Origin of the sequence: Streptomyces sp. E-08 (genome assembly GCF_049913095.1) — a bacterium.
Lineage (GTDB): Bacteria > Actinomycetota > Actinomycetes > Streptomycetales > Streptomycetaceae > Streptomyces.
On the sequence record NZ_CP183971.1, the window covers coordinates 2313584 to 2334743 of the forward strand.

The following is a 21160-nucleotide window of genomic DNA, read 5'->3' on the forward strand; positions in this document are numbered from 1 at the left end:
AGATACGGGCCCCGGCTGTCTCCCGGAAAACGCGATACGGATCCCGGATGTCTCTACCGGAACAATAGTGCGCCTCAGGACCTTCCCGCCCCGGCCCCCTGATCCCCGGACGCCCCGGACGCCTCCGGATCGCGTACGGCGATCCCGTCCAGGACCATGGACAGGTACTGGCGGGCGATCTCCTCCGGGCTGTGCTGTCCGCCCGGCCGGTACCAGGACGCGGCGACCCAGACGGTGTCGCGCACGAAACGGTAGGTGAGCCGGACGTCGAGGTCGGCGCGGAAGACCCCGGCCGCGACACCGTGCTCCAGCGTGCCGAGCCAGGCCTTCTCGAACCTGCGCTGCGATTCGGTGAGGTAGCCGAAGCGGGGCAGGTCGACGAGGTGCACCGCCTCCTTCTGGTAGATGGCGACGGCGGCGCGGTGCCGGTCGATCTCCCGGAAGGACTCGGTGACGAGGGCCTCGATGGTCTCGCGGGGGCCGAGCCCGGCGTCGAGGACGGTGTCGTACCCCTCCCACAGTTCGTTCAGGAAGGTGGAGAGGATCTCGTCGAGCATCGACTCCTTGGAGTCGAAGTGGTAGTAGAGGCTGCCGGCGAGCATCCCGGCCGCGTCCGCGATCTTGCGGACGGTGGTGGCGTTGTACCCCTGGGCGGCGAAGACCTCGGCCGCCGTGTCCAGGAGTTCACGGCGCCGCTCGGGCCCCCCGCCCATCTGGGTCTTCTTCTTGCTTGCTGTGTTCGGCACGTGCCCATTCTGGTCCCACCCGCGCCGGCCCGGTCAGGGGTCAGGCGTCCTCGCGGGGCGGGCTGTCGTCGTTGCCGCGCCGGATCGTCCGCGGCGGGTGTCCCGGCGCCCAGCTGCGGAAGACGATCTCCTCGCCGTCCACCCAGGTCCGTACGACCTCGGTCGGCTCCACGCGGAAGAGGTGGAAGGGCTGGGGCGCGCCCGCCACGGCCGCGTACCGGTCCAGTGCCTCCGGGTCGGTGATCTCGACCGCCCGCCCGGAGATCCGGACGTCGCCGCCGCCCATGTCGGTGCCGGGTCCCGGGTTGGCGAGCAGCGAGAACCGGGGGTCGCGGCGCAGGTCGAGGGCCTTGCGGGAGCTCGGCATCATGCCGAGCCAGAGCTCTCCGTCGCGGAAGTCCGCCTCGATGCCGCTGAGGCGGGGCGAGCCGTCCTTCCGGAGGGTGGCGAGGGCGTGGTGGGTGTACTGCCCGAAGCGCTCCCGCACGGTCGCGGCGAACTCGGGCTCGGCGGCCTCGAAGGCCGGCCAGGTGGTTCCGGTGTCTCCCATGGGTCCAGGAAACACCGGATACCCGACAGCCACGGTCCGGATTACTCCGGATGTCTTCGGAGCGGCGGGGCCGGACAGGACCCGCGAGGTCGGTTCGGGGTCAGGAGGTGGCCGCGCGCTCCCCCGCGCTGCGCTCCACGCAGAACTCGTTGCCCTCCGGGTCCGCCAGGGTCGCCCAGCCGGTGCCGTCCGGGTTCCGGCGGTCGTCGAGGAGCGTGGCGCCGAGGCCGAGCAGCCGCTCGACCTCCTCGTCGCGGGTGCGGTCCTGCGGCTGGAGGTCGAGGTGGACCCGGTTCTTCACCGCCTTCGCCTCGGGGACCTGGATGAAGAGGAGGCCCGCCCCGGCCGACTCGACGAGTGCCTCCTCGTCCCCCGGCTTGTCGTCGTCGGAGACCTTGGAGTCCAGGGCCTTCGCCCAGAAGGTCGCCAGGGCGTAGGCGTCGGCGCAGTCGATGGTCACGTGTCGCACGAGAGAACTCATGGCGTCATGATCGCCCGAGCCCGCGACGGGTTCCACCAGGTTTCCGGACGCGCGGCCGGCGGGTCATGACCGGACGACGCCCTGGGCGCGGGCCGCGGCGAGCCAGACGGGGAACTCGGAGACGAGCCGGTCGTAGAGCTCCGCGTCCGGGACCCGGCCCGGGTCGTGGCCCGCGTGGAAGAAGCCGGCGTTGTCCAGGGGCCGTTTCCCCGGCACGTCGAGCTCGTCGAGCCGGCGCAGGAACTCGAACTGCCGGCTGCCGGGGTCGCCGAAGCCGATGAACTGCCAGAAGATCGGCAGCCGGGCCGCCTTGCAGACGTACCGCTCGGCGGCGAGCTTGTTGATCGGCCCTCCGTCGGTCTGGAAGACGACGAGCGCGGGCGCGGTGGAGCCGCTGTCCAGGTAGTGGTCGATGACGGCGTCCATGGCGAGGTGGTAGCTCGTCTTCCCCATGTGGCCGAGCCCGGCGACGATCCGGTCGATCCTGCCGGCGTGGTCGTCGAGCCGGATGTCGGTCTCGGCGTCGATGTCGGTGGAGAAGAAGACGACCGGTACCCGCCCGTCGTCGTCGAGGTGCGCGGAGAGCCCGAGGACCCGGTCGGCGAGGGCCTGCACGGTGCCGTCGGCGTAGTACGGCTTCATGGAGCCCGAGTAGTCGACGACGAGGTAGACGGCGACGCGCTGCCCGCCCATCCCGTGCCGCTGCAGCGAGGCCCCCGCCTCCTTGTAGAGGCTGACGAGCGCGGGCGCGGTCTCCTCGACCTTCCGCAGGCTGAGTGCCATCTACCGCTCCCTCTCCAGTGCTTCGACGTCCGCGAGCATGGCGTCGGCCAGGTCGCGTTCGGCCGCGTAGTACCGCTCGGCCCAGGTCAGGGTGAGCCGGGGGTGGGCCCAGGCCTCGTCCGCCCCCGCGTCCGCCACGTCGGCCTCGGCGCGCCGCCGCATGCGCTCGGCGTACTCCCGGTGTGCGAGCAGGATCTCGCGCATCCGCTCGGGTTCGAGGAGGTGTCCGAGCCAGAGTCGCAGCATCGGCCCGTGCTTGAGGACGGGCGGGTCGAGGGGGGCCGTGCGTGCCCAGGTGCGGACGGCGTCGAGGCCTTCGCCGGTGATGCGGTAGACGCGTTTGTCGCGTGTGCCGGCCTCGGGAGGTACGAGCCGGGAGGTGGCGTAACCGCTGTTCTCCAGGCGCTTCAGCTCGCTGTAGATCTGGCTGAAGGAGGGGCTCCAGTAGAAGAGGCCGAGGGACCGGTCGGACCACTTCTTGACGTCGTAGCCGGACAACTCCCGTCCGTGGGACAGCAGTCCGAGCACCGCCCAGCTGGTCGCGGGAAGTCCTGGCACGCTCTCTCGGTCCACCACGGACGGCAGTCTACGACCCTTCCCCCCTCCTTCTATGCCTGCTAGAAGTATTTCGATTAGGCATAGAATCCTTCGGGAGGAGCGTCCCGTGAAGTTCTCCATGATCTTCGAAGCACAGCTCGTCGACCCGACCCCCGACCGCGAACGCCGCGTCATCCACGACTGCGTCGAACAGGCCGTCCTCGCCGAGGAGATGGGCTTCGACCGGATCTGGGCGGTCGAGCACCACTCCCTCACCCAGTACGCGCACATGAGCGCGTCCGAGATCTTCCTGACCTGGGTCGCCGCCCGCACCCGGACCATCCGCGTCGGCCACGGCGTGGTCACCATGCCCTTCGGCTACCAGCACCCGGTCCGGGTCGCGGAGCGCGCCGCGATGCTCGACGTGCTCTCCGGCGGCCGGGTCGACGTGGGCGCCGGCCGGGGCGCGACGCGCCAGGAGACCCGGATGTTCGGGGTGCGCCGGGAGGACACCCGGCCGCAGACCGAGGAGGCCCTGCGGATCTTCGCCGCGGCCTGGCGGGAGCCGGAGCTGGAGTGGCACGGCACGCTCGACATCGGCCCCGGCGCGGTCCTGCCCCGCCCCGTCCAGACGCCGCATCCGCCGCTCTTCATGGCCTGCTCGCAGCACGACTCCCTGCGGCAGGCGGCCGAACTCGGCATCGGCGCGCTGGTGATGGGCTTCGCGGGCGCCGACGACGTCCGCGCGATGCGGGCGGTGTACGACGAGGCCCTCGCGTCCCGGGACGGGTCCCGGTTCGTCTCCACGGAGGTCAACGACCACTTCTCGGCGCTCTGCCCGACGATCGTCCTGGACGACGCCGCCCGAGCCCTGCGGCTCGGCACCCGGGGGCAGCGCTTCTTCGCCGAGTCGATCGCCCACTGGTACGGCGGCGCCCCGGCCCCCACGGGGTACGCGGAGCACGAGGACCACGCGGAGGCACTGGACCAGGAGCGCCGGAAGCTGATCGCCCGCCTCCACGAGGCGGACATCCCGGCCCGCCCGGTCGACACGGGCACGTACAACACCGACCACGCCTACGGGGACGCGGCGACGGCGATCGCCTACGTGGAACGGCTCCGGGAGATCGGCGTCGACGAGGTGATGTGCCTGATCCAGATGGGCACGGTCCCCCAGGAGGCCTGCCTGGAGACGATCCGGCAGTGGGGCGCCCACGTGATCCCGCACTTCCGCGGGGCGCGCTAGGAACGCACCGCAGCACCTCCCAGGCGTCCGGTCGGGGACATTCGGGAGGTGCTGCGCTCAGTTCCGTACGTCGTTGTACGGGACGTTCTCGGGGTGATCCGGTGGGATCAGACCGTCAGCGAACGGTCCGTCGGGCGGATCGGGGCCGGCAGGGAGCTGGCGCCGGTCAGGTAGCGGTCCACGCCGCGGGCGGCCGAGCGGCCCTCCGCGATGGCCCAGACGATCAGCGACTGGCCGCGGCCGGCGTCACCCGCGACGTACACGCCGTCGACGTTGGTGGCGAAGTCCGCGTCACGGGCGATGTTGCCGCGCTCGTCCAGGTCCAGACCGAACTGGGCGACCAGGCCGTTCTCCACGTCCGTGCCGGTGAAGCCCATCGCGAGCGTGACCAGCTGGGCGGGGATCTTCCGCTCCGTGCCCGGCTTCTGGGTCAGCTTGCCGTCGACGAACTCGACCTCGACGAGGTGGAGGAACTGGACGTTGCCGTCCTCGTCGCCCTCGAAGTGGGTGGTGGAGACGGAGTAGACCCGCTCGCCGCCCTCCTCGTGCGCCGAGGTGACCTTGTAGAGCATGGGGAAGGTCGGCCAGGGCTGGCCGGCGTTCCGGTCCTCGCCCGGCTTCGGCATGATCTCCAGCTGCGTGACCGAGGCCGCGCCCTGGCGGTGTGCCGTACCGACGCAGTCCGCGCCGGTGTCTCCGCCGCCGATGACGACGACGTGCTTGCCCTCGGCGGTGATCGGCGGGGCCACGAAGTCGCCCTCGACGACCTTGTTGGCGAGCGGCAGGTACTCCATCGCCTGGTGGATGCCGTTGAGCTCCCGGCCCGGGACGGGCAGGTCGCGGGCGGTGGTGGCGCCGGCGGCGATGACCACGGCGTCGAACCGCTTGCGCAGGTCCGTCGACGTGAGGTCGCGGCCGATCTCGATGCCGGTGCGGAACTTGGTGCCCTCCGCGCGCATCTGCTCGATGCGGCGGTTGATGTGCCGCTTCTCCATCTTGAACTCGGGGATGCCGTAGCGCAGCAGGCCGCCGATGCGGTCGGCGCGCTCGTACACGACCACGGTGTGGCCGGCCCGGGTCAGCTGCTGGGCGGCGGCGAGACCCGCCGGGCCCGAGCCGATGACGGCGGCGGTCTTGCCGGAGAGGCGCTCGGGCACCTGCGGCTTGACGTCGTTCGCGTCCCAGGCCTTGTCGATGATGGAGACTTCGACGTTCTTGATGGTGACGGCCGGCTGGTTGATGCCGAGCACGCACGCGGACTCGCACGGCGCCGGGCACAGGCGGCCGGTGAACTCCGGGAAGTTGTTGGTGGCGTGCAGGCGCTCCTGCGCCGCCGACCAGTCCTCGCGGTAGGCGTAGTCGTTCCACTCGGGGATGAGGTTCCCGAGGGGGCAGCCGTTGTGGCAGAACGGGATGCCGCAGTCCATGCAGCGGCCGGCCTGCTTGCTGATGATCGGGAGCAGGGAGCCGGGGACGTAGACCTCGTTCCAGTCCCTGACGCGCTCGCCCACCGGCCGGGTCTGGGCGACTTCGCGCCCGGTGGTCAGGAAGCCCTTGGGGTCAGCCATGGGACGCAGCCTCCATCATCTTCTCGGTGGTCTCGGTCTCGGAGAGACCGGCGAGCTCAGCGGCGTCCTTGGCGGCGAGCACTGCCTTGTACGTGGTGGGGATGATCTTGCTGAACCGGGCCGCCGCGGCGTCCCAGTCGGCGAGGAGCTTCTCGGCGACCGTCGAGCCGGTCTCCTCGAAGTGGCGGCGCACGACGTCGTGCAGCCACGCCTTGTCGGAGTCCGACGGGGCCTCGATCGCCTCCAGGTTCCCGGAGTTGACGTTGTCCCGGTCGAGGTCGACGACGTAGGCGACGCCGCCCGACATGCCGGCCGCGAAGTTGCGTCCGGTCTCGCCGAGGACGACCGCCGTGCCACCGGTCATGTACTCGCAGCCGTGGTCGCCCACGCCCTCCGAGACGACCAGGGCACCGGAGTTGCGGACGCAGAAGCGCTCGCCGGTGCGGCCGCGGAGGAACAGCTCGCCGCCGGTGGCGCCGTAGCCGATGGTGTTGCCCGCGATGGTCGAGTACTCCGCCAGGTGGTCGGCGCCCCGGTCCGGGCGGACGATCACACGGCCGCCGGAGAGGCCCTTGCCGACGTAGTCGTTGGCGTCGCCCTCCAGGCGGAGCGTGACACCGGCCGGCAGGAAGGCGCCGAAGGACTGGCCGGCGGAGCCGGTGAAGGTGATGTCGATGGTGTCGGCCGGGAGGCCGGCGCCGCCGAACTTCTTCGTCACCTGGTGGCCGAGCATGGTGCCGACCGTGCGGTTGATGTTGCGGATCGCGACCTGGGCGCGGACCGGCTGGGCCTCCTCCGCGGAAGCGGCGCCCAGGGCCTCGGCGGCGAGCTGGATCAGCTCGTTGTCGAGGGCCTTCTCCAGGCCGTGGTCCTGCTCGATCCGGGCGTGGCGGACCGCGCCCTCGGGCAGCTCGGGCACGTAGAAGAGCGGCTCCAGGTCGAGACCCTGCGCCTTCCAGTGCGTGACCGCGCGGCTGGTGTCGAGCAGCTCGGCGTGGCCGACGGCCTCTTCGATGCTGCGGAAGCCCAGCTCGGCGAGGAGCTCGCGGACCTCCTCGGCGATGAACTCGAAGAAGTTGACGACGTACTCGGCCTTGCCGGAGAAGCGGTCGCGCAGGACCGGGTTCTGGGTGGCGATGCCGACCGGGCAGGTGTCCAGGTGGCAGACGCGCATCATGACGCAGCCGGAGACGACGAGCGGCGCGGTCGCGAAACCGAACTCCTCGGCGCCGAGCAGCGCGGCGATGACCACGTCGCGGCCGGTCTTCAGCTGGCCGTCGGTCTGGACGACGATCCGGTCGCGCAGGCCGTTGAGCAGCAGCGTCTGCTGGGTCTCGGCGAGGCCGAGCTCCCAGGGACCGCCCGCGTGCTTCAGGGAGGTCAGCGGGGAGGCGCCCGTACCGCCGTCGTGGCCGGAGATGAGGACGACGTCCGCGTGGGCCTTGGAGACACCGGCGGCGACCGTGCCGACGCCGACCTCGGAGACCAGCTTCACGTGGATGCGGGCGACCGGGTTGGCGTTCTTGAGGTCGTGGATCAGCTGGGCCAGATCCTCGATGGAGTAGATGTCGTGGTGCGGCGGCGGCGAGATGAGGCCGACGCCGGGCGTCGAGTGACGCGTCTTGGCGACCCACGGGTAGACCTTGTGGCCGGGCAGCTGGCCGCCCTCGCCGGGCTTGGCGCCCTGGGCCATCTTGATCTGGATGTCGTCCGCGTTGACCAGGTACTCGCTGGTGACGCCGAAGCGGCCGGAGGCGACCTGCTTGATCGCGGAGCGGCGCGCCGGGTCGTAGAGGCGGTCCGGGTCCTCGCCGCCCTCACCGGTGTTGGACTTGGCGCCCAGCTGGTTCATGGCGATGGCGAGCGTCTCGTGTGCCTCGCGGGAGATGGAGCCGTACGACATGGCGCCGGTGGAGAAGCGCTTGACGATCTCGGAGACCGGCTCGACCTCGTCGATGGAGATCGGCGAACGGCCATCGGCACCCGTGGTGAAGCCGAAGAGGCCGCGGAGCGTCATGAGGCGCTCGGACTGCTCGTTCACCCGCTCCGTGTACTTCTTGAAGATGTCGTACCGCTTGTTGCGCGTGGCGTGCTGCAGGCGGAAGACGGTCTCCGGGTCGAACAGGTGCGGCTCGCCCTCGCGGCGCCACTGGTACTCGCCTCCGATCTCCAGGGCGCGGTGCGCCGAGGGGACGCCGGAGACGGGGTACGCCTTGGCGTGGCGGGCGGCGACCTCCTTGGCGACGACGTCGAGACCGGCGCCGCCGATCTTGGTGGCCGTGCCGTTGAAGTACGTGGCGACGAAGGTCTCCTCCAGGCCGACGGCCTCGAAGACCTGGGCGCCGCGGTAGGAGGCGACGGTGGAGATGCCCATCTTGGACATGACCTTGAGGACGCCCTTGCCGAGGGCGTAGATCAGGTTCCGGATGGCCTGCTCGGGCTCCAGGCCCTCGATGAAGGTGCCGGCGCGGACCAGGTCCTCGACGGACTCCATCGCCAGGTACGGGTTGACCGCCGCGGCGCCGTAGCCGATGAGCAGGGCGACGTGGTGGACCTCGCGGACGTCACCGGCCTCGACCAGCAGACCCACCTTGGTGCGCTGCTTGGTGCGGATGAGGTGGTGGTGGACGGCCGCGGTGAGCAGCAGCGAGGGGATCGGCGCGTGCTCGGCGTCGGAGTGCCGGTCGGAGAGCACGATCAGGCGGGCGCCGCCCTCGATGGCGGTGTCGGCCTCGGCGCAGATGGCCTCGATGCGGGCGGCGAGGGCGTCGCCGCCGCCGGAGACGCGGTAGAGGCCGGAGAGGGTCGCGGCCTTCATGCCGGGCATGTCGCCGTCGGCGTTGATGTGGATGAGCTTGGCCAGCTCGTCGTTGTCGATCACCGGGAAGGGCAGGGTGACGCTGCGACACGACACGGAGGTCGGTTCGAGCAGGTTGCCCTGGGGGCCCAGCGAGGAGCGGAGGCTGGTGACGAGCTCTTCGCGGATGGCGTCCAGCGGCGGGTTCGTGACCTGCGCGAACAGCTGCGTGAAGTAGTCGAAGAGCAGTCGCGGCCGGGCGGAGAGGGCCGCGATCGGCGAGTCCGTGCCCATGGAGCCGAGCGGCTCGCCGGCCGTGCGGGCCATCGGCGCGAGGATGACGCGGAGCTCTTCCTCGGTGTAGCCGAAGGTCTGCTGGCGGCGGGTGACCGAGGCGTGGGTGTGCACGATGTGCTCGCGCTCGGGGAGGTCGGAGAGCTCGATCTCCCCGGTCTCCAGCCACTCCTCGTAGGGGTGCTCGGCGGCGAGGGCGGCCTTGATCTCGTCGTCCTCGACGATGCGGTGCTCGGCGGTGTCGACGAGGAACATCTTGCCGGGCTGGAGGCGGCCCTTGCGGACGACCTTGGCGGGGTCGATGTCGAGGACGCCGACCTCGGAGGAGAGGACGACGAGGCCCTCGTCGGTGACCCAGTAGCGGCCGGGGCGCAGACCGTTGCGGTCGAGGACCGCGCCGACCTGGACGCCGTCGGTGAAGGTGACGCAGGCCGGGCCGTCCCAGGGCTCCATCATCGTGGAGTGGTACTGGTAGAAGGCGCGGCGGGCCGGGTCCATGGTCTCGTGGTTCTCCCACGCCTCCGGGACCATCATCAGGACCGCGTGCGGCAGGGAGCGGCCGCCGAGGTGGAGGAGCTCCAGGACCTCGTCGAAGGAGGCCGAGTCGGAGGCGTCCGGGGTGCAGATCGGGAAGATCCGATCCAGCGAGCCCTCGCCGAAGACGCCGGAGTCGAGCTGCGCCTCGCGGGCGGTCATCCAGTTCCGGTTGCCCTTGACGGTGTTGATCTCACCGTTGTGGGCGACGAAGCGGTACGGGTGGGCCAGCGGCCAGCTCGGGAAGGTGTTGGTGGAGAACCGGGAGTGGACCAGGGCCACGGCGGTGGCGCAGCGGCGGTCCGACAGGTCCGGGAAGAAGGGCTCCAGCTGGCCGGTGGTCAGCATGCCCTTGTAGACGATGGTGCGGGCGGAGAGCGACGGGAAGTACGTCGCGGCCTCGCGCTCGGCGCGCTTGCGCAGGACGAAGGCCTTGCGGTCGAGCGCGATGCCCGTGTGCTCGCCGTCGGCGACGAAGAGCTGGCGGAAGACCGGCATGGTGGCGCGGGCGGAGGCGCCGAGCAGCTCGGGGGCGACGGGGACCTCGCGCCAGCCGAGGACGGTGAGGCCCTCTTCGGCGGCGATGGTCTCGATCTTCGCGGCGGTCTCCTCGGTGCCGTCCTCGGGGAGGAAGGCGATGCCGACGGCGTACGCGCCGGCCTCGGGGAGCGCGAATCCGGCGACCTCGCGGAGGAAGGCGTCCGGGACCTGGAGCAGGATGCCGGCGCCGTCACCGGAGTCGGGCTCGGAGCCGGTGGCGCCGCGGTGCTCGAGGTTGCGCAGTACGGTCAGCGCCTGCTCGACCAGCGCGTGGCTGGCTACACCGGTGAGGGTGGCCACGAACCCGACACCACAGGCGTCGTGTTCGTTACGGGGGTCGTACATCCCCTGCGGAGCGGGGCGACCGTCCATGGGCGACCAGGCGTCGGAACGCATCGGCTCTCCCGTCGTCGTCGTGGCATATGCAACTGCCGAGGGACGACGTTGGCCCTCCGCGAAATTTCGTGCAGGTTACATGATGGCTGGCTTCTCGCGAAGTGGATAGCTCATTCCAGCATGCGGACACCGCCGACACGCAGCGGTGGTGTGGGTTCACCTGTGGGGTGCGGTGACAGAGACTGTCCCGCGGGGACGGATCGGGGGTCCGGAAGACCTTCGGGTCTCCGGCGACCCGTCACTGGAAGTGGGCTTCGTTGCCCGGTGACGCTCAGGCCTCTTTCCCGTTGGTCACGGGTTCGAAACCGCCGGGTAACCGGCTACTTATGTGGCGTCCCGCATAGTGTCTCATCGCAGCGGCGGATCGGACCAGGGATATACGTCACAGCGCTTACGGGCGTTTCGCCCCGAAAAGGTGTCGCGAAAAGACCGAGAGGCCCCTTTCGGGGGCCTCTCGGTCGTCTGCGTGGGTACGGAATCCGCACATCCCCCACGGGGGCTACAACGCGGCCCCGAAGAGCATGCCGAGCCCGTACGTGACGGCCGCGGCGGCACCACCCAGGACGAGCTGGCGCATACCGCTGAAGAGCCAGCCCCGGGCGGTCACGCGGGCCACCAGCGCGCCGCAGGCGAAGAGCCCGACGAGGGCGAGCAGGACGGCGGGCCACAGCACGGTCGCCCCGAGCAGGAACGGCAGGACCGGGAGGAGCGCGCCGAGCGCGAAGGAGCCGAAGGACGAGACGGCGGCGACCATCGGCGACGGCAGGTCGTCCGGGTCGATGCCGAGCTCCTCGCGGGCGTGGATCTCCAGCGCCTGCTCGGGGTCCTTCGACAGCTGCATCGCGACCTCGCGGGCGAGCGCGGGCTCGACGCCCCGGGAGACGTAGAGCGCGGCGAGCTCCTCCATCTCGTCGATGGGGTGCTTGCGCAACTGGCGGCGCTCGACGTCCAGTTCCGCCTGTACGAGCTCGCGCTGCGAGGCGACGGAGGTGTACTCGCCGGCCGCCATGGAGAAGGCGCCGGCCGCGAGGCCCGCGAGCCCGGTGATGACGACGGTCTGCGCGGAGACCGAGCCACCGGCGACACCGGTCATCAGAGCGAGGTTGGAGACGAGTCCGTCCATCGCGCCGAACACCGCCGGGCGCAGCCAACCGCCGTTCACGTCGCGGTGCGTGTGGTTGTCGCGGTGGGCCTCGTGCAGTGGCGCCTGAGCTTCGATGATGGACATGGCTCTCCCCTCGTTCCGGCGGGCAGGGATGCACCCGCCGCCCCCAACACCTCGAAAATACGCGCGATGTAAGGGGTCCGCCAGCAAGCCAGGCCGTACTTACTAAGGCCCGCCTCACTGAGGTCACCCCTATCTGGCGAGGTGTCAGCCGGGTGACAGAGACGTTTCTTCGGCGAGTTCGCGGCCCGGGGTGGCACAGATCCAGGCATCGGGGCGCCGCTGTCGGCGCCTCCACCGAGGAAGGGGCGCGAGATGGTGAACAGCACGGCCTGCGACACGCGTGAACGGGCGAGGGGGGCACTCCTCGGCCTCGCCGTCGGCGACGCGCTCGGCGCGCCCGCCGAGAACATGCGGCCCTCCGAGATCCGCCGCCGCTGGGGCCGCATCGAGGGGTTCGTGACGGACAGCCCGGCGGGCACCGACGACACCGAGTACGCGATCTTCTCGGCGCTGCTCCTCGCCCGGCACGGCTCCGCCCTCACCGTCCAGCACGTGGAACGGGCCTGGCACCACTGGATCGCCGACCTCGACGAGGGCCCCTTCCGCGGCGCGGGATTCTCCGAGCGCGGCACCCTGGAGAACCTCCGCCGAGGCCTGGCGGCCCCCATCTCGGCCCAGCACCGCCACGCGTGGAGCGACGGCCTCGCGATGCGCGCGGCACCCTTCGGGGTGTTCGCGGCGGGGCGCCCGGCGGAGGCGGCCCGGCTCGTCGCGATCGACGGCAGCGTCAGCCACGACGGCGAGGGCATCTACGGCGGCCAGGCGGTGGCGGCGGGCGTGGCGGCGGCGATGGCGGGAGCGACCGTCACGTCCGTGATCGCGGCGGCCCTCTCCGTCGTCCCGATGGACTCCTGGACGGCCCGCTCGCTGCGCCGCGCGGTCGTCGCGGCCCAGCGCGTCCAACCGGACCCGCTCACCCGGGAACGCCAGGTCCGCTCGGCGGTCGTCATCGGCGGCTACCCCTGGACGGACCTGGCCCCGGAGGCGGTCGGGCTGGCGTTCGGCGCTTTCGCGGCGGCCCGGGGCGACTTCCGTACGGCGGTCCTCACGGCCGTCAACATGGGCCGCGACGCCGACACGACGGCGGCGGTGGCGGGCGCCCTGGCGGGCGCGGCGGGCGGCGTGGACGCGATCCCGCGGGACTGGGCCTCCGCCATCGCCCCGGTGACGGGCAGCTGCCTCCCGTCGATGCGCGGCTACCACGTCCTGGACATCGCGGACCTCCTGACCCCGGAGGAGGCGGCATGAGCGCGGACATGACGACGACGAACCCGGCCGTGGACCATCGTCCCGCAGGGGGAGGGGGGTCCCCCCTGCCCGAGGGAAGCCGAGAGCGCGGGGGAGGGTGGGCGCAGCCCCCGATGCCGGGTTCCGGCCCGTTGCCCGGTGACCCGCAGGACCACACCCCGGTGCAGGGCACGGCGGCACGCGGACCGGCCCCACAGGACCTCGCCCTGGTGCCGGCCACGGACGAAACGGGCTACGCCCCGCAGGACCCCGCCCTGGTGCCGGCCACGGACGAAACGGGCTACGCCCCGCAGGGCCCCGCCCCGGTGCCGGGCACGCAGCCACTGGGGCTGCCCCCGCAGGACCTCGCGCAGGCTCCCGCCCCCGTCCGCGGCACCGGCTCGTGGGGCGGCGTCCACACCGCCCCGCACCCCGGCGCCCCCCGCCGGGCGACCCGCGACAGGACGGAGGGCCTGCTGCTCGGGATCGCCGCGGGTGACGCCGCCGGCTGGCCCGCCGCCCGGCACCGCGCCGCCCGCATGCCCGAATGGACCCGCCGCCTCACCCGAGAACTCGACACCTTCGCCGAGCAGAACGCGACGACGACCCTCCCCGTCCCCATCGCCCTCAACCAGCCCCCCGAGCCCCTCCGCCTCGGCCCCTCAGACGACGCCGAGTGGGCGGTCTTCACCGCCGAGGCGGTCCTCGCCGCCTCGGGCCCGGTCTTCGCCGGCCTCCCGCCGGACCGCCGGCTGCGCGCCGCCGTCGACCTGGCCTGGAACGCCCTCGCGGGCCAGGTCGCCGCCGCCGCGGACCGCGCTCCCGAGGTCGAGTCGGCGGTGCTTCCCCTCCGGGCCCGGATCTCGGTCCACGCGGGCCTCGGCAATCTCGCCACCGGCCTGCGCCCGCCCGCCACGGGCCACGACAACCCGCACTTCTTCGACGACGCGGCCTGCGTCCGGGCCGCGGTCCTCGCCGTCGTCCACCCCGGTGACCCCCGCGCGGCCGCCGGACTCGCCGAGTTCGACGCGCGGTACACCCAGGACGGCGACGGCGTTCACGGCGCCCGCGCGACGGCGGCGGCCGTCGCCGCGGCCCTCGGCGGGGCGACGGTCGACGAGGCCGTCGAGGCGGCGCTCGCCGAACTGCCGCCCGTCACCGAGATCGGCCGCAACGCCCGGCACGCCGTGAAGCTGGCCCGGGCCGCCGGCTCGGCGTTCGAGCTGGTCCCGCTCCTGGAGCACCAGATCGTGGACCACGTCTACAGCTACGGCATCGCCGCCGCCGAGACCGTCCCGGTCGCCCTGGCCCTCGCCACCGCCGCCCGGGGCGAGATGACGGCGGCGGTACCGGCCGCCGCCTGTCTGTCCCGGGTCGCCGACTCGGCCCCGGCGCTCGCGGGCGCGCTCACCGGCGCGCTGGGCGGCGGCCGTTCGGTCCCGGCGAGCTGGCGCGAGGCGTGCAGGACGCTCGCGGGCTGCGCGCTCCCCCGGCTCGCGGGTACGGACCTGGTGGAACTCGCCGGGCTGCTGGGAGCCACGGAACCGGCCGCCCCAGGTGGACAATTCCGGCATGACACCCACACCGGATGTGCCCACCCTGGATGACCGGATCACCGGCAGTCTCCTCGGGGCCGCCGTCGGCGACGCGCTCGGCGGCCCCGTGGAGGGCTACACCCCCGAACAGATCCTGGAGCGCCACGGCGGCCGCGTCACCGGGATCGTCGGCCCCTGGAACGGCGGCGAGTGGCGCACCGCCCGGCCCATCGCGCCGTACCACAAGGGCGACGGGCACGTCACCGACGACACCTTGATGACCCACGCGCTGATCCGGGTGTACGAGAAGGTCCGCGGCCACCTCGACGCGTACGCGGTCGCGGACCACCTCGTCCCCGAACTCATGGGCTCCCCCGTCTGGATCCCGGAGCTGGAGGCCGAGGCGCTCCCCCTCCAGCGGATCTTCCTCGCCGAGAAGTGGATCGTGACCCGGCTCCACTACGGCCACGCGGACCCCCGCGAGGCCGGCAACGGCAACGTCGTCAACTGCGGCGCGGCGATGTACATGGCGCCGGTCGGCCTGGTCAACGCCGCCCACCCGGAGGCCGCCTACGCCGAGGCGGTCGACCTGACGGGCGCGCACCAGTCCTCGTACGGCCGGGAGGCGGCGGGCGTCTTCGCGGCGGCGGTCGCGGCGGCCTGCGCCCCGGGCGCGACACCGTCGTCGGTGGTGGCCGCGGCGCTGTCCCTGGCGAAGGACGGAACGCGTGCCGCGATCGGGGCGGTCGCCGAAGTCGCCGCCGATCACACGGACTTCGAGACCGCGCTGATCCCCTTGCGCAGGGCGGTGGCCCCCTTCGACACGGTCGGGCCCGACTACCGCGCCCCGTCCCTCGGCGCCCGACGCCCCTCCCGCCTTCACGCGATCGAGGAACTCCCGATCGCCCTCGGCATGCTGCTCGTCGGCGGCGGCGACTTCCGGCGTACGGTCCTGGGCGCGGTCAACTACGGCCGCGACTGCGACTCCATCGCCACGATGGCGGGCGCGATCGTGGGCGCCCTGCACGGCGAGTCCGCCGTCCCGTCCGCGTGGGCGAAGCAGGTGGCGGAGGCGAGCCGCCTGGACCTGCACGCCCCGGCGAGGGCGCTGGCGGAGGTGGCCCGTGAGGTCTTCGCCCGGGACCGGGACGTGCGCCGGGCCCACGAGTCGGCCTTCGCGACGCTGACGAGCGCGGACCGGTGACCCTTCGCCTGACCTGGGTCCAGCCGGAGGACCTGGTGGGCCACGAACTCCGGCTGGCGGCGGAGGACGGCCGCGACGCCCATGCCCTGGCGGCCCGCTGGGAGCAGGCGGGCGGCCCCCCGGCCCCGGAGACGGCGGGCGCATCGGAGTCCCCCCGCCCGGCCCTCCGCCCCCTGGCGGAGGAACTCCTGGACACCCTGGCGTCCCTCCCCTCGCCCCTGGCGGCGCATGAGCCCACGTCCCTCCCCGCGATCCAGGCCTCGACGGCCCCCCGTACCGCCCCTCCCCCGACCGGGGGTGCGGCCCCCGGGCCGGAGGGCAACGCCCTACGGGACCGCCTCCACGCCGCCTGGCTGGGCCGCGCCGCCGGGTGCCTGCTCGGCAAGCCCGTCGAGAAGCTCTCCCTCCCCGCCCTCCGCGCCCTCGCCCGCGCCGCCGGCAACTGGCCCCTCACCACCTGGTTCACGGCCCGCGGCGTCCCGCCGGAGCTGCTCGCCGCCCACCCCTGGAACCGCCGCTCCGCCGCCACCTCCCTCGCCGAGAACATCGACGGCATGCCCGAGGACGACGACCTCAACTACCCCCTCCTCAACCTGCTGCTCCTCCAGCGGTACGGCAGCGACTTCACCACCGCCGACGTCGCCCGCCTCTGGCTCGACGAACTCCCCGCCGGCCGCACCTTCACGGCCGAGCGCGTCGCCTACCGCAACCTCCTGGACGGCGTGGAACCCCCGCTGACCGCCGTCCGCCGCAACCCCTTCCGCGAGTGGATCGGCGCCCAGATCCGGGCCGACGTCCACGGCTGGACCCACCCCGGCGACCCGGCGGCCGCCGCCGCCCAGGCGTACCGGGACGCGGTGCTCACGCACACCGCCAACGGCGTCTACGGCGCCATGTTCGTCGCCGGCACCCTCGCCGCCGCCGCGACCGGCACCGCCGACGTCCACCGGTCGCTCGCGGCCGGCCTCGGCGTGATCCCGCCGCGCTCGCGTCTGGCGGCGGCCGTCCGGCTGGGCGTCACGGCGGCCCGGGACACGGCCGACTTCGACACCGTCGTCGACCGCCTGCACGCGGAACTCGGCGGGTACCACTGGGTGCATGCCGTCCCCAACGCCGCCCTGCTCGCCGCCGCCCTCACCCACGCCGACGGCGACTTCTCCCGCTCCGTCTGCGCGGCGGTCTCGGGCGGCTGGGACACCGACTCCAACGGCGCCACCGCCGGTTCGGTCGCCGGGCTCCTCGCCGGCCACCCGGACCGGCTGCCCGAGCGCTGGACCTCCCCCCTCAAGAATCGTCTGGCGACCTCGGTGCCGTCCTTCGACGGCATCGGCTTCGACACCCTGGCCGAACTGACACACACGGAGGCAGTACGCCCATGATCAGCATCGTCGTGCTCGGCAGCGCGAACATGGATCTCGTCACCTACGTGCCACGGGCCCCCGCCCTCGGTGAGACGGTGACCGGACGCTCCTTCCGTACGATCTCGGGCGGCAAGGGCGCCAACCAGGCCGTCGCCGCCGCCCGCGCGGGCGCCGAGGTGGCGATGATCGGGGCGGTCGGCACGGACGACTTCGGGGCACGGCTCCGCGCCACCCTGGAGCACTGCGCGGTGGACACCGATCTGCTGCGCACCGTCGAGGGCTCCTCCGGCACCGCCCATGTCGTCGTCGACGACGAGGGCGGCAACGCGATCGTCGTCGTCCCCGGCGCCAACGGCACCGTCACCTCCCTCTCGCACGGCGACGAGGCCCTCATCGGCACCGCCGACGCCCTGCTCCTCCAGCTCGAACTCCCCCTCTCCGTCGTCGTCGAGGGCGCCGCCACCGCCCGCCGGCTCGGTGTCCGCACCGTCCTCACCCCCGCCCCCGCGCAGCCCCTGCCGCCGGAACTCCTCGCCGCCACCGACCTGTTGGTCCCCAACGAGCACGAGGCCGCCGCGCTCACCGGGCTCACCGACCCGCGCGCCGCCGCGCAGGCCCTGCTGCGGGACGTCCCCGAGGTGGTCGTCACCCTCGGCGCGGCCGGCAGCCTGTACGCGGCGCGCGGCGCCGAACCGCTCACGGTGCCCGCGCCCCGGGTCCGGGCCGTGGACACCACGGGGGCGGGCGACACCTTCGTCGGCGCCCTCGCGGTCGCCCTCGGGGAGGGCCGTCCCGCCCCGGAGGCGCTCGCCTGGGCGCAGACGGCCGCCGCACTCTCCGTCCAGCGCGAGGGCGCGTCGACCTCGATGCCGTACCGCGTCGAGATCGAGGCCGCCTTCCTCTCCCCCCACATCCTGGAGGCGGACGCCGTATGACCACCCACGCCCCGGTCACCGCGCCGGAGAACCCCACCGAGCCGAAGCGTCCCAGCGTGCCGGAGAACCCCGCGCCGCCCCTGCACGGGCTGCGCGTCCTGGATCTGGCGACGCTGTTCGCCGGCCCGCTCGCGGCCATGATGCTGGGCGACTTCGGCGCCGACGTCGTCAAGGTCGAGCACCCCCGCAAGCCGGACCCCTCCCGCGGCCACGGCCCCGCCAAGGACGGCATCGGCCTGTGGTGGAAGGTCCTCGGCCGGAACAAGCGGGCGATCACCCTCGACCTCTCCTCACCGGGCGGCCGCGACACGCTGCTGGCGCTCGCCGCCGACGCGGACGTCATCGTGGAGAACTTCCGCCCCGGCACCCTGGAGCGCTGGGGTCTGGGCTGGGAGGAGCTCTCCACCGTCAACCCGCGTCTGGTGCTCGCCCGGGTCACCGGCTTCGGCCAGTTCGGGCCGTACGCCCATCGCCCCGGCTTCGGCACGCTCGCCGAGGCGATGAGCGGCTTCGCCGCGATCACCGGCGAGCCGGACGGCCCGCCGACCCTGCCGCCCTTCGGCCTCGCCGACTCCATCGCCGCCCTCGCCACGGCGTACGCGGTGATGACCGCGCTCACCGCCAGGACGGCGACCGGCCGCGGCCAGGTCGTCGACATGGCGATCATCGAACCGATGCTCTCCGTCATCGGACCCCACCCCCTCTGGTACGACCAGCTCGGATACGTCCAGCCCCGGACCGGCAACCGCTCCCGCAACAACGCCCCGCGCAACACCTACCGGACCTCCGACGGCTCCTGGGTCGCCGTCTCCACCTCCGCCCAGTCGATCGCCGAGCGGGTGCTGCGGCTCGTCGGCCGTCCGGAGCTGATCGACGAGCCGTGGTTCGCCGACGGCACGGGCCGGGCCGAGCACGCGGAGGTGCTCGACGAGGCGGTGGGCTCGTGGATCGCCCGCCACACCCGTGACGAGGCGATGGCGGCCTTCGAGAAGGCGGAGGCCGCCATCGCCCCCGTCTACGACATCCGGGACGTCGTCGCCGATCCCCAGTACCAGGCGCTCCGCACCGTGACGGAGGTGGAGGATCCCGAGCTCGGCCCGATCAAGATGCAGAACGTCCTCTTCCGGCTCTCCGAGACCCCCGGAGGCATCCGCTGGCCCGGCCGGCCGCACGGCGCGGACACCACCGCCGTCCTCACCGAGCTCGGCCTCACCCCCGCCGAGATCGACGCCCTCCGCGAGCAGGGAGCGGTATGAGCCCCCTCAACGGCCCCGCCGAGCGAGAACGGACCGGCGCGGGCGGGCGGACCGGCGTGCCCGGCGCGCCCGCCCCGCGGAACACGGCGCCTCCGCGCACCCCCCTCACCTGGCTGTACGCCCCCGGCGACCGCCCCGAGGTCGTCCGCAAGGCCCTGGCCTCCGGCGCCGACATCGTGATCGTCGATCTGGAGGACGCGGTCGCCCCGCACCGCAAGGCGTACGCCCTCGACGCCACGGCGGATCTCCTCGCCGACGACCACCCCGTCCCGGTGCACGTCCGGGTCCACACTCCGCGCGACATCCCCACCCTGGCCCCCCTCCCCGGCCTCCGCGGTATCCGTGTACCCAAGGTGACACACGCCACTGACATCCACCGGATCGCGGCCCTCGCCCCGGGCCTCCCCCTCTATCCGCTCCTGGAGAACGCCCTCGCCGTGGAGCACGCGTACGCCATCGCCACCGCCCACCCCGCCGTCCGCGGCATCTCCCTCGGCGAGGCCGACCTCCGCGCCGACCTGGGGGTACGGGAGGACAGCGGCCTCGACTGGCCGCGCGGGCGCGTGGTGGTCGCGGCCCGGGCGGCCGCCCTCCCGCCGCCCGTCCAGTCGGTCCACCCGGACGTCGGCGACCTGGACGCGCTGGCCGCCGGCTGCGCCCGGGGACGGGCCATGGGCTTCTTCGGCCGGGCGGCCATCCACCCCCGTCAGCTCCCGGTCATCGAGCGCGCCTACCTGCCCACCCAGGAGGAGATCGACTCGGCCCGTGAGGTCGTCGAGGCGGCCGCGACCGGGCAGGGGGCCCTCGCCCTGCCGGACGGCCGTTTCGTCGACGCAGCGGTGGTGGAGGGCGCGCGCAGGGTCCTCGCCCTCGCCGCCCGCACGGGGTGACACACGGGAAAGGGCCGCCGGGACCTCTCGGTCCCGACGGCCCTCCGACCCGTGGTGATCAGCTCTTGGCGGCCGATCCGGCCCCGTTGCCCGACTTCTCCGTATCGGGTTCCTCGGGTGTCTCGGACGTCTCGGACTTCCCGGCGTCCGTGTCCGTGTCCGTGTCCGAGGCGGCGTCCTCCGGCTCCGCGTCCGCGGTGTCGCCGGCCTTCGCGTCCTTCTCTGCCTTCTTCGGCTCCACGATCTCCTCGCGGCCCGGACGCATCCGCGCCGAGAGCACCAGGTAGACCACCGCGAGCAGGAGGACGACGATCGCCGTCCACACGTTCAGACGCAGGCCGAGCACGTGGTGCGCCTCGTCGACGCGCAGGTACTCGGTCCAGACGCGGCCCGCGCAGTAGGCGGCGACGTAGAGGGCGAAGGCGCGGCCGTGGCCGAGCTTGAAGCGGCGGTCGGCCCAGATGACGAGGAAGCCGACGCCGACGCACCAGAGCGACTCGTACAGGAAGGTCGGGTGGTAGAGCCCGGCCTCACGGTTCGCGCCCTCGCTGATCTTCAGCGCCCAGGGCAGGTCGGTAGGCTTGCCGTAGAGCTCCTGGTTGAACCAGTTGCCCCAGCGGCCGATGGCCTGGGCGAAGGCGATGCCGGGGGCGATGGCGTCGGCGTACGCCGGGAGCGCGATGCCCCGGCGGCGGCAGCCGATCCAGGCGCCCACCGCGCCGAGCGCGATGGCGCCCCAGATACCGAGGCCGCCCTCCCAGATCTTGAAGGCGTCGACCCAGTTCTCACCCTCGCTGAAGTACAGCTGGTAGTCGGTGATCACGTGGTAGAGGCGTCCGCCGACGAGGCCGAAGGGCACCGCCCAGACGGCGATGTCGGCCACGGTGCCGGCTGTGCCGCCCCGGGCGACCCAGCGCTTGTTGCCGAGCCAGACGGCAACGAAGACACCGATGATGATGCAGAAGGCATAGCCGCGCAGCGGGATCGGTCCGAGGTGGATCACGCCGGTCGACGGGCTGGGAATGTAGGCAAGGTCCATGGCAGGACCGACG

Annotated in this window: 17 protein-coding genes; 8 read left to right on the top strand and 9 right to left on the bottom strand. The window is 72.8% G+C overall.

Annotated elements, in window-relative coordinates:
* Nucleotides 1–74 precede the first annotated feature (74 nt).
* The 5 genes from ACN9MM_RS10565 to ACN9MM_RS10585 form a co-directional block, all read right to left on the bottom strand.
* Nucleotides 75–713: a TetR/AcrR family transcriptional regulator gene (locus ACN9MM_RS10565; RefSeq protein ID WP_426368712.1), complete on the bottom strand. Its 639-nt coding sequence runs from the start codon at nucleotides 711–713 to the stop codon at nucleotides 75–77.
* Nucleotides 714–786: 73 nt separating this feature from the next.
* Nucleotides 787–1296: a pyridoxamine 5'-phosphate oxidase family protein gene (locus tag ACN9MM_RS10570; protein WP_426363376.1), complete on the bottom strand. Its 510-nt coding sequence runs from the start codon at nucleotides 1294–1296 to the stop codon at nucleotides 787–789.
* Nucleotides 1297–1396: 100 nt separating this feature from the next.
* On the bottom strand, nucleotides 1397–1777 hold the full coding sequence (locus ACN9MM_RS10575; protein WP_426363377.1) for a VOC family protein: 381 nt from the start codon (nucleotides 1775–1777) through the stop codon (nucleotides 1397–1399).
* 63 nt (nucleotides 1778–1840) lie between these two features.
* A complete protein-coding gene (locus ACN9MM_RS10580) occupies nucleotides 1841–2560 on the bottom strand; it encodes a vWA domain-containing protein (RefSeq protein ID WP_426363378.1) in 720 nt (239 codons plus the stop codon).
* Nucleotides 2561–3136: a helix-turn-helix transcriptional regulator gene (locus ACN9MM_RS10585; RefSeq protein ID WP_382859367.1), complete on the bottom strand. Its 576-nt coding sequence runs from the start codon at nucleotides 3134–3136 to the stop codon at nucleotides 2561–2563. It lies immediately after the preceding gene.
* Between the two features lie 88 nt (nucleotides 3137–3224).
* Between ACN9MM_RS10585 and ACN9MM_RS10590 the strand changes: the two genes are divergently transcribed.
* Nucleotides 3225–4343 carry an LLM class flavin-dependent oxidoreductase gene (locus ACN9MM_RS10590; protein ID WP_426363379.1) on the top strand — a complete coding sequence of 373 codons (1119 nt, stop codon included), beginning with the start codon at nucleotides 3225–3227 and terminating at the stop codon, nucleotides 4341–4343.
* 107 nt (nucleotides 4344–4450) lie between these two features.
* On the opposite strand, the gene ACN9MM_RS10595 is transcribed toward ACN9MM_RS10590, so the two are convergent.
* The 3 genes from ACN9MM_RS10595 to ACN9MM_RS10605 all read right to left on the bottom strand — a co-directional run bounded on the left by ACN9MM_RS10595 (nucleotide 4451) and on the right by ACN9MM_RS10605 (nucleotide 11700).
* Nucleotides 4451–5911, bottom strand: coding sequence for a glutamate synthase subunit beta (locus ACN9MM_RS10595; protein ID WP_382859362.1), 1461 nt, complete (start codon nucleotides 5909–5911; stop codon nucleotides 4451–4453).
* Nucleotides 5904–10472: a glutamate synthase large subunit gene (gene gltB, locus ACN9MM_RS10600; protein ID WP_426363380.1), complete on the bottom strand. Its 4569-nt coding sequence runs from the start codon at nucleotides 10470–10472 to the stop codon at nucleotides 5904–5906. The genes ACN9MM_RS10595 and gltB overlap by 8 nt, the downstream gene beginning before the upstream one ends.
* Before the next feature lie 499 nt (nucleotides 10473–10971).
* Nucleotides 10972–11700, bottom strand: a complete 729-nt coding sequence (locus tag ACN9MM_RS10605; protein WP_426363381.1) for a VIT1/CCC1 transporter family protein — start codon at nucleotides 11698–11700, stop codon at nucleotides 10972–10974.
* A gap of 252 nt (nucleotides 11701–11952) precedes the next feature.
* Here ACN9MM_RS10605 and ACN9MM_RS10610 point away from each other — a divergent pair, with 252 nt between their 5' ends.
* From ACN9MM_RS10610 to ACN9MM_RS10640, 7 genes are all read left to right on the top strand, one after another.
* Nucleotides 11953–12948 carry an ADP-ribosylglycohydrolase family protein gene (locus tag ACN9MM_RS10610; RefSeq protein WP_426363382.1) on the top strand — a complete coding sequence of 332 codons (996 nt, stop codon included), beginning with the start codon at nucleotides 11953–11955 and terminating at the stop codon, nucleotides 12946–12948.
* Between the two features lie 113 nt (nucleotides 12949–13061).
* Nucleotides 13062–14534: an ADP-ribosylglycohydrolase family protein gene (locus ACN9MM_RS10615; protein WP_426363383.1), complete on the top strand. Its 1473-nt coding sequence runs from the start codon at nucleotides 13062–13064 to the stop codon at nucleotides 14532–14534.
* Complete coding sequence (locus ACN9MM_RS10620; protein ID WP_426363384.1) at nucleotides 14500–15666, top strand: ADP-ribosylglycohydrolase family protein; 1167 nt, start codon at nucleotides 14500–14502, stop codon at nucleotides 15664–15666. The genes ACN9MM_RS10615 and ACN9MM_RS10620 overlap by 35 nt, the downstream gene beginning before the upstream one ends.
* Nucleotides 15663–17045, top strand: a complete 1383-nt coding sequence (locus ACN9MM_RS10625) for an ADP-ribosylglycohydrolase family protein (RefSeq protein ID WP_426363385.1) — start codon at nucleotides 15663–15665, stop codon at nucleotides 17043–17045. The genes ACN9MM_RS10620 and ACN9MM_RS10625 overlap by 4 nt, the downstream gene beginning before the upstream one ends.
* The gene (gene rbsK / locus ACN9MM_RS10630) at nucleotides 17042–17962 is read left to right on the top strand and encodes a ribokinase (RefSeq protein ID WP_426363386.1); all 921 of its coding nucleotides are present in this window, start codon (nucleotides 17042–17044) and stop codon (nucleotides 17960–17962) included. The genes ACN9MM_RS10625 and rbsK overlap by 4 nt, the downstream gene beginning before the upstream one ends.
* Nucleotides 17959–19218 carry a CaiB/BaiF CoA transferase family protein gene (locus ACN9MM_RS10635; protein WP_426363387.1) on the top strand — a complete coding sequence of 420 codons (1260 nt, stop codon included), beginning with the start codon at nucleotides 17959–17961 and terminating at the stop codon, nucleotides 19216–19218. The genes rbsK and ACN9MM_RS10635 overlap by 4 nt, the downstream gene beginning before the upstream one ends.
* The gene (locus ACN9MM_RS10640; RefSeq protein WP_426363388.1) at nucleotides 19215–20108 is read left to right on the top strand and encodes an HpcH/HpaI aldolase/citrate lyase family protein; all 894 of its coding nucleotides are present in this window, start codon (nucleotides 19215–19217) and stop codon (nucleotides 20106–20108) included. The genes ACN9MM_RS10635 and ACN9MM_RS10640 overlap by 4 nt, the downstream gene beginning before the upstream one ends.
* 58 nt (nucleotides 20109–20166) lie before the next feature.
* Here the strand turns inward: ACN9MM_RS10640 and lgt are convergent, their stop codons facing one another.
* A complete protein-coding gene (gene lgt, locus ACN9MM_RS10645) occupies nucleotides 20167–21147 on the bottom strand; it encodes a prolipoprotein diacylglyceryl transferase (RefSeq protein ID WP_426363389.1) in 981 nt (326 codons plus the stop codon).
* Nucleotides 21148–21160: the final 13 nt, after the last annotated feature.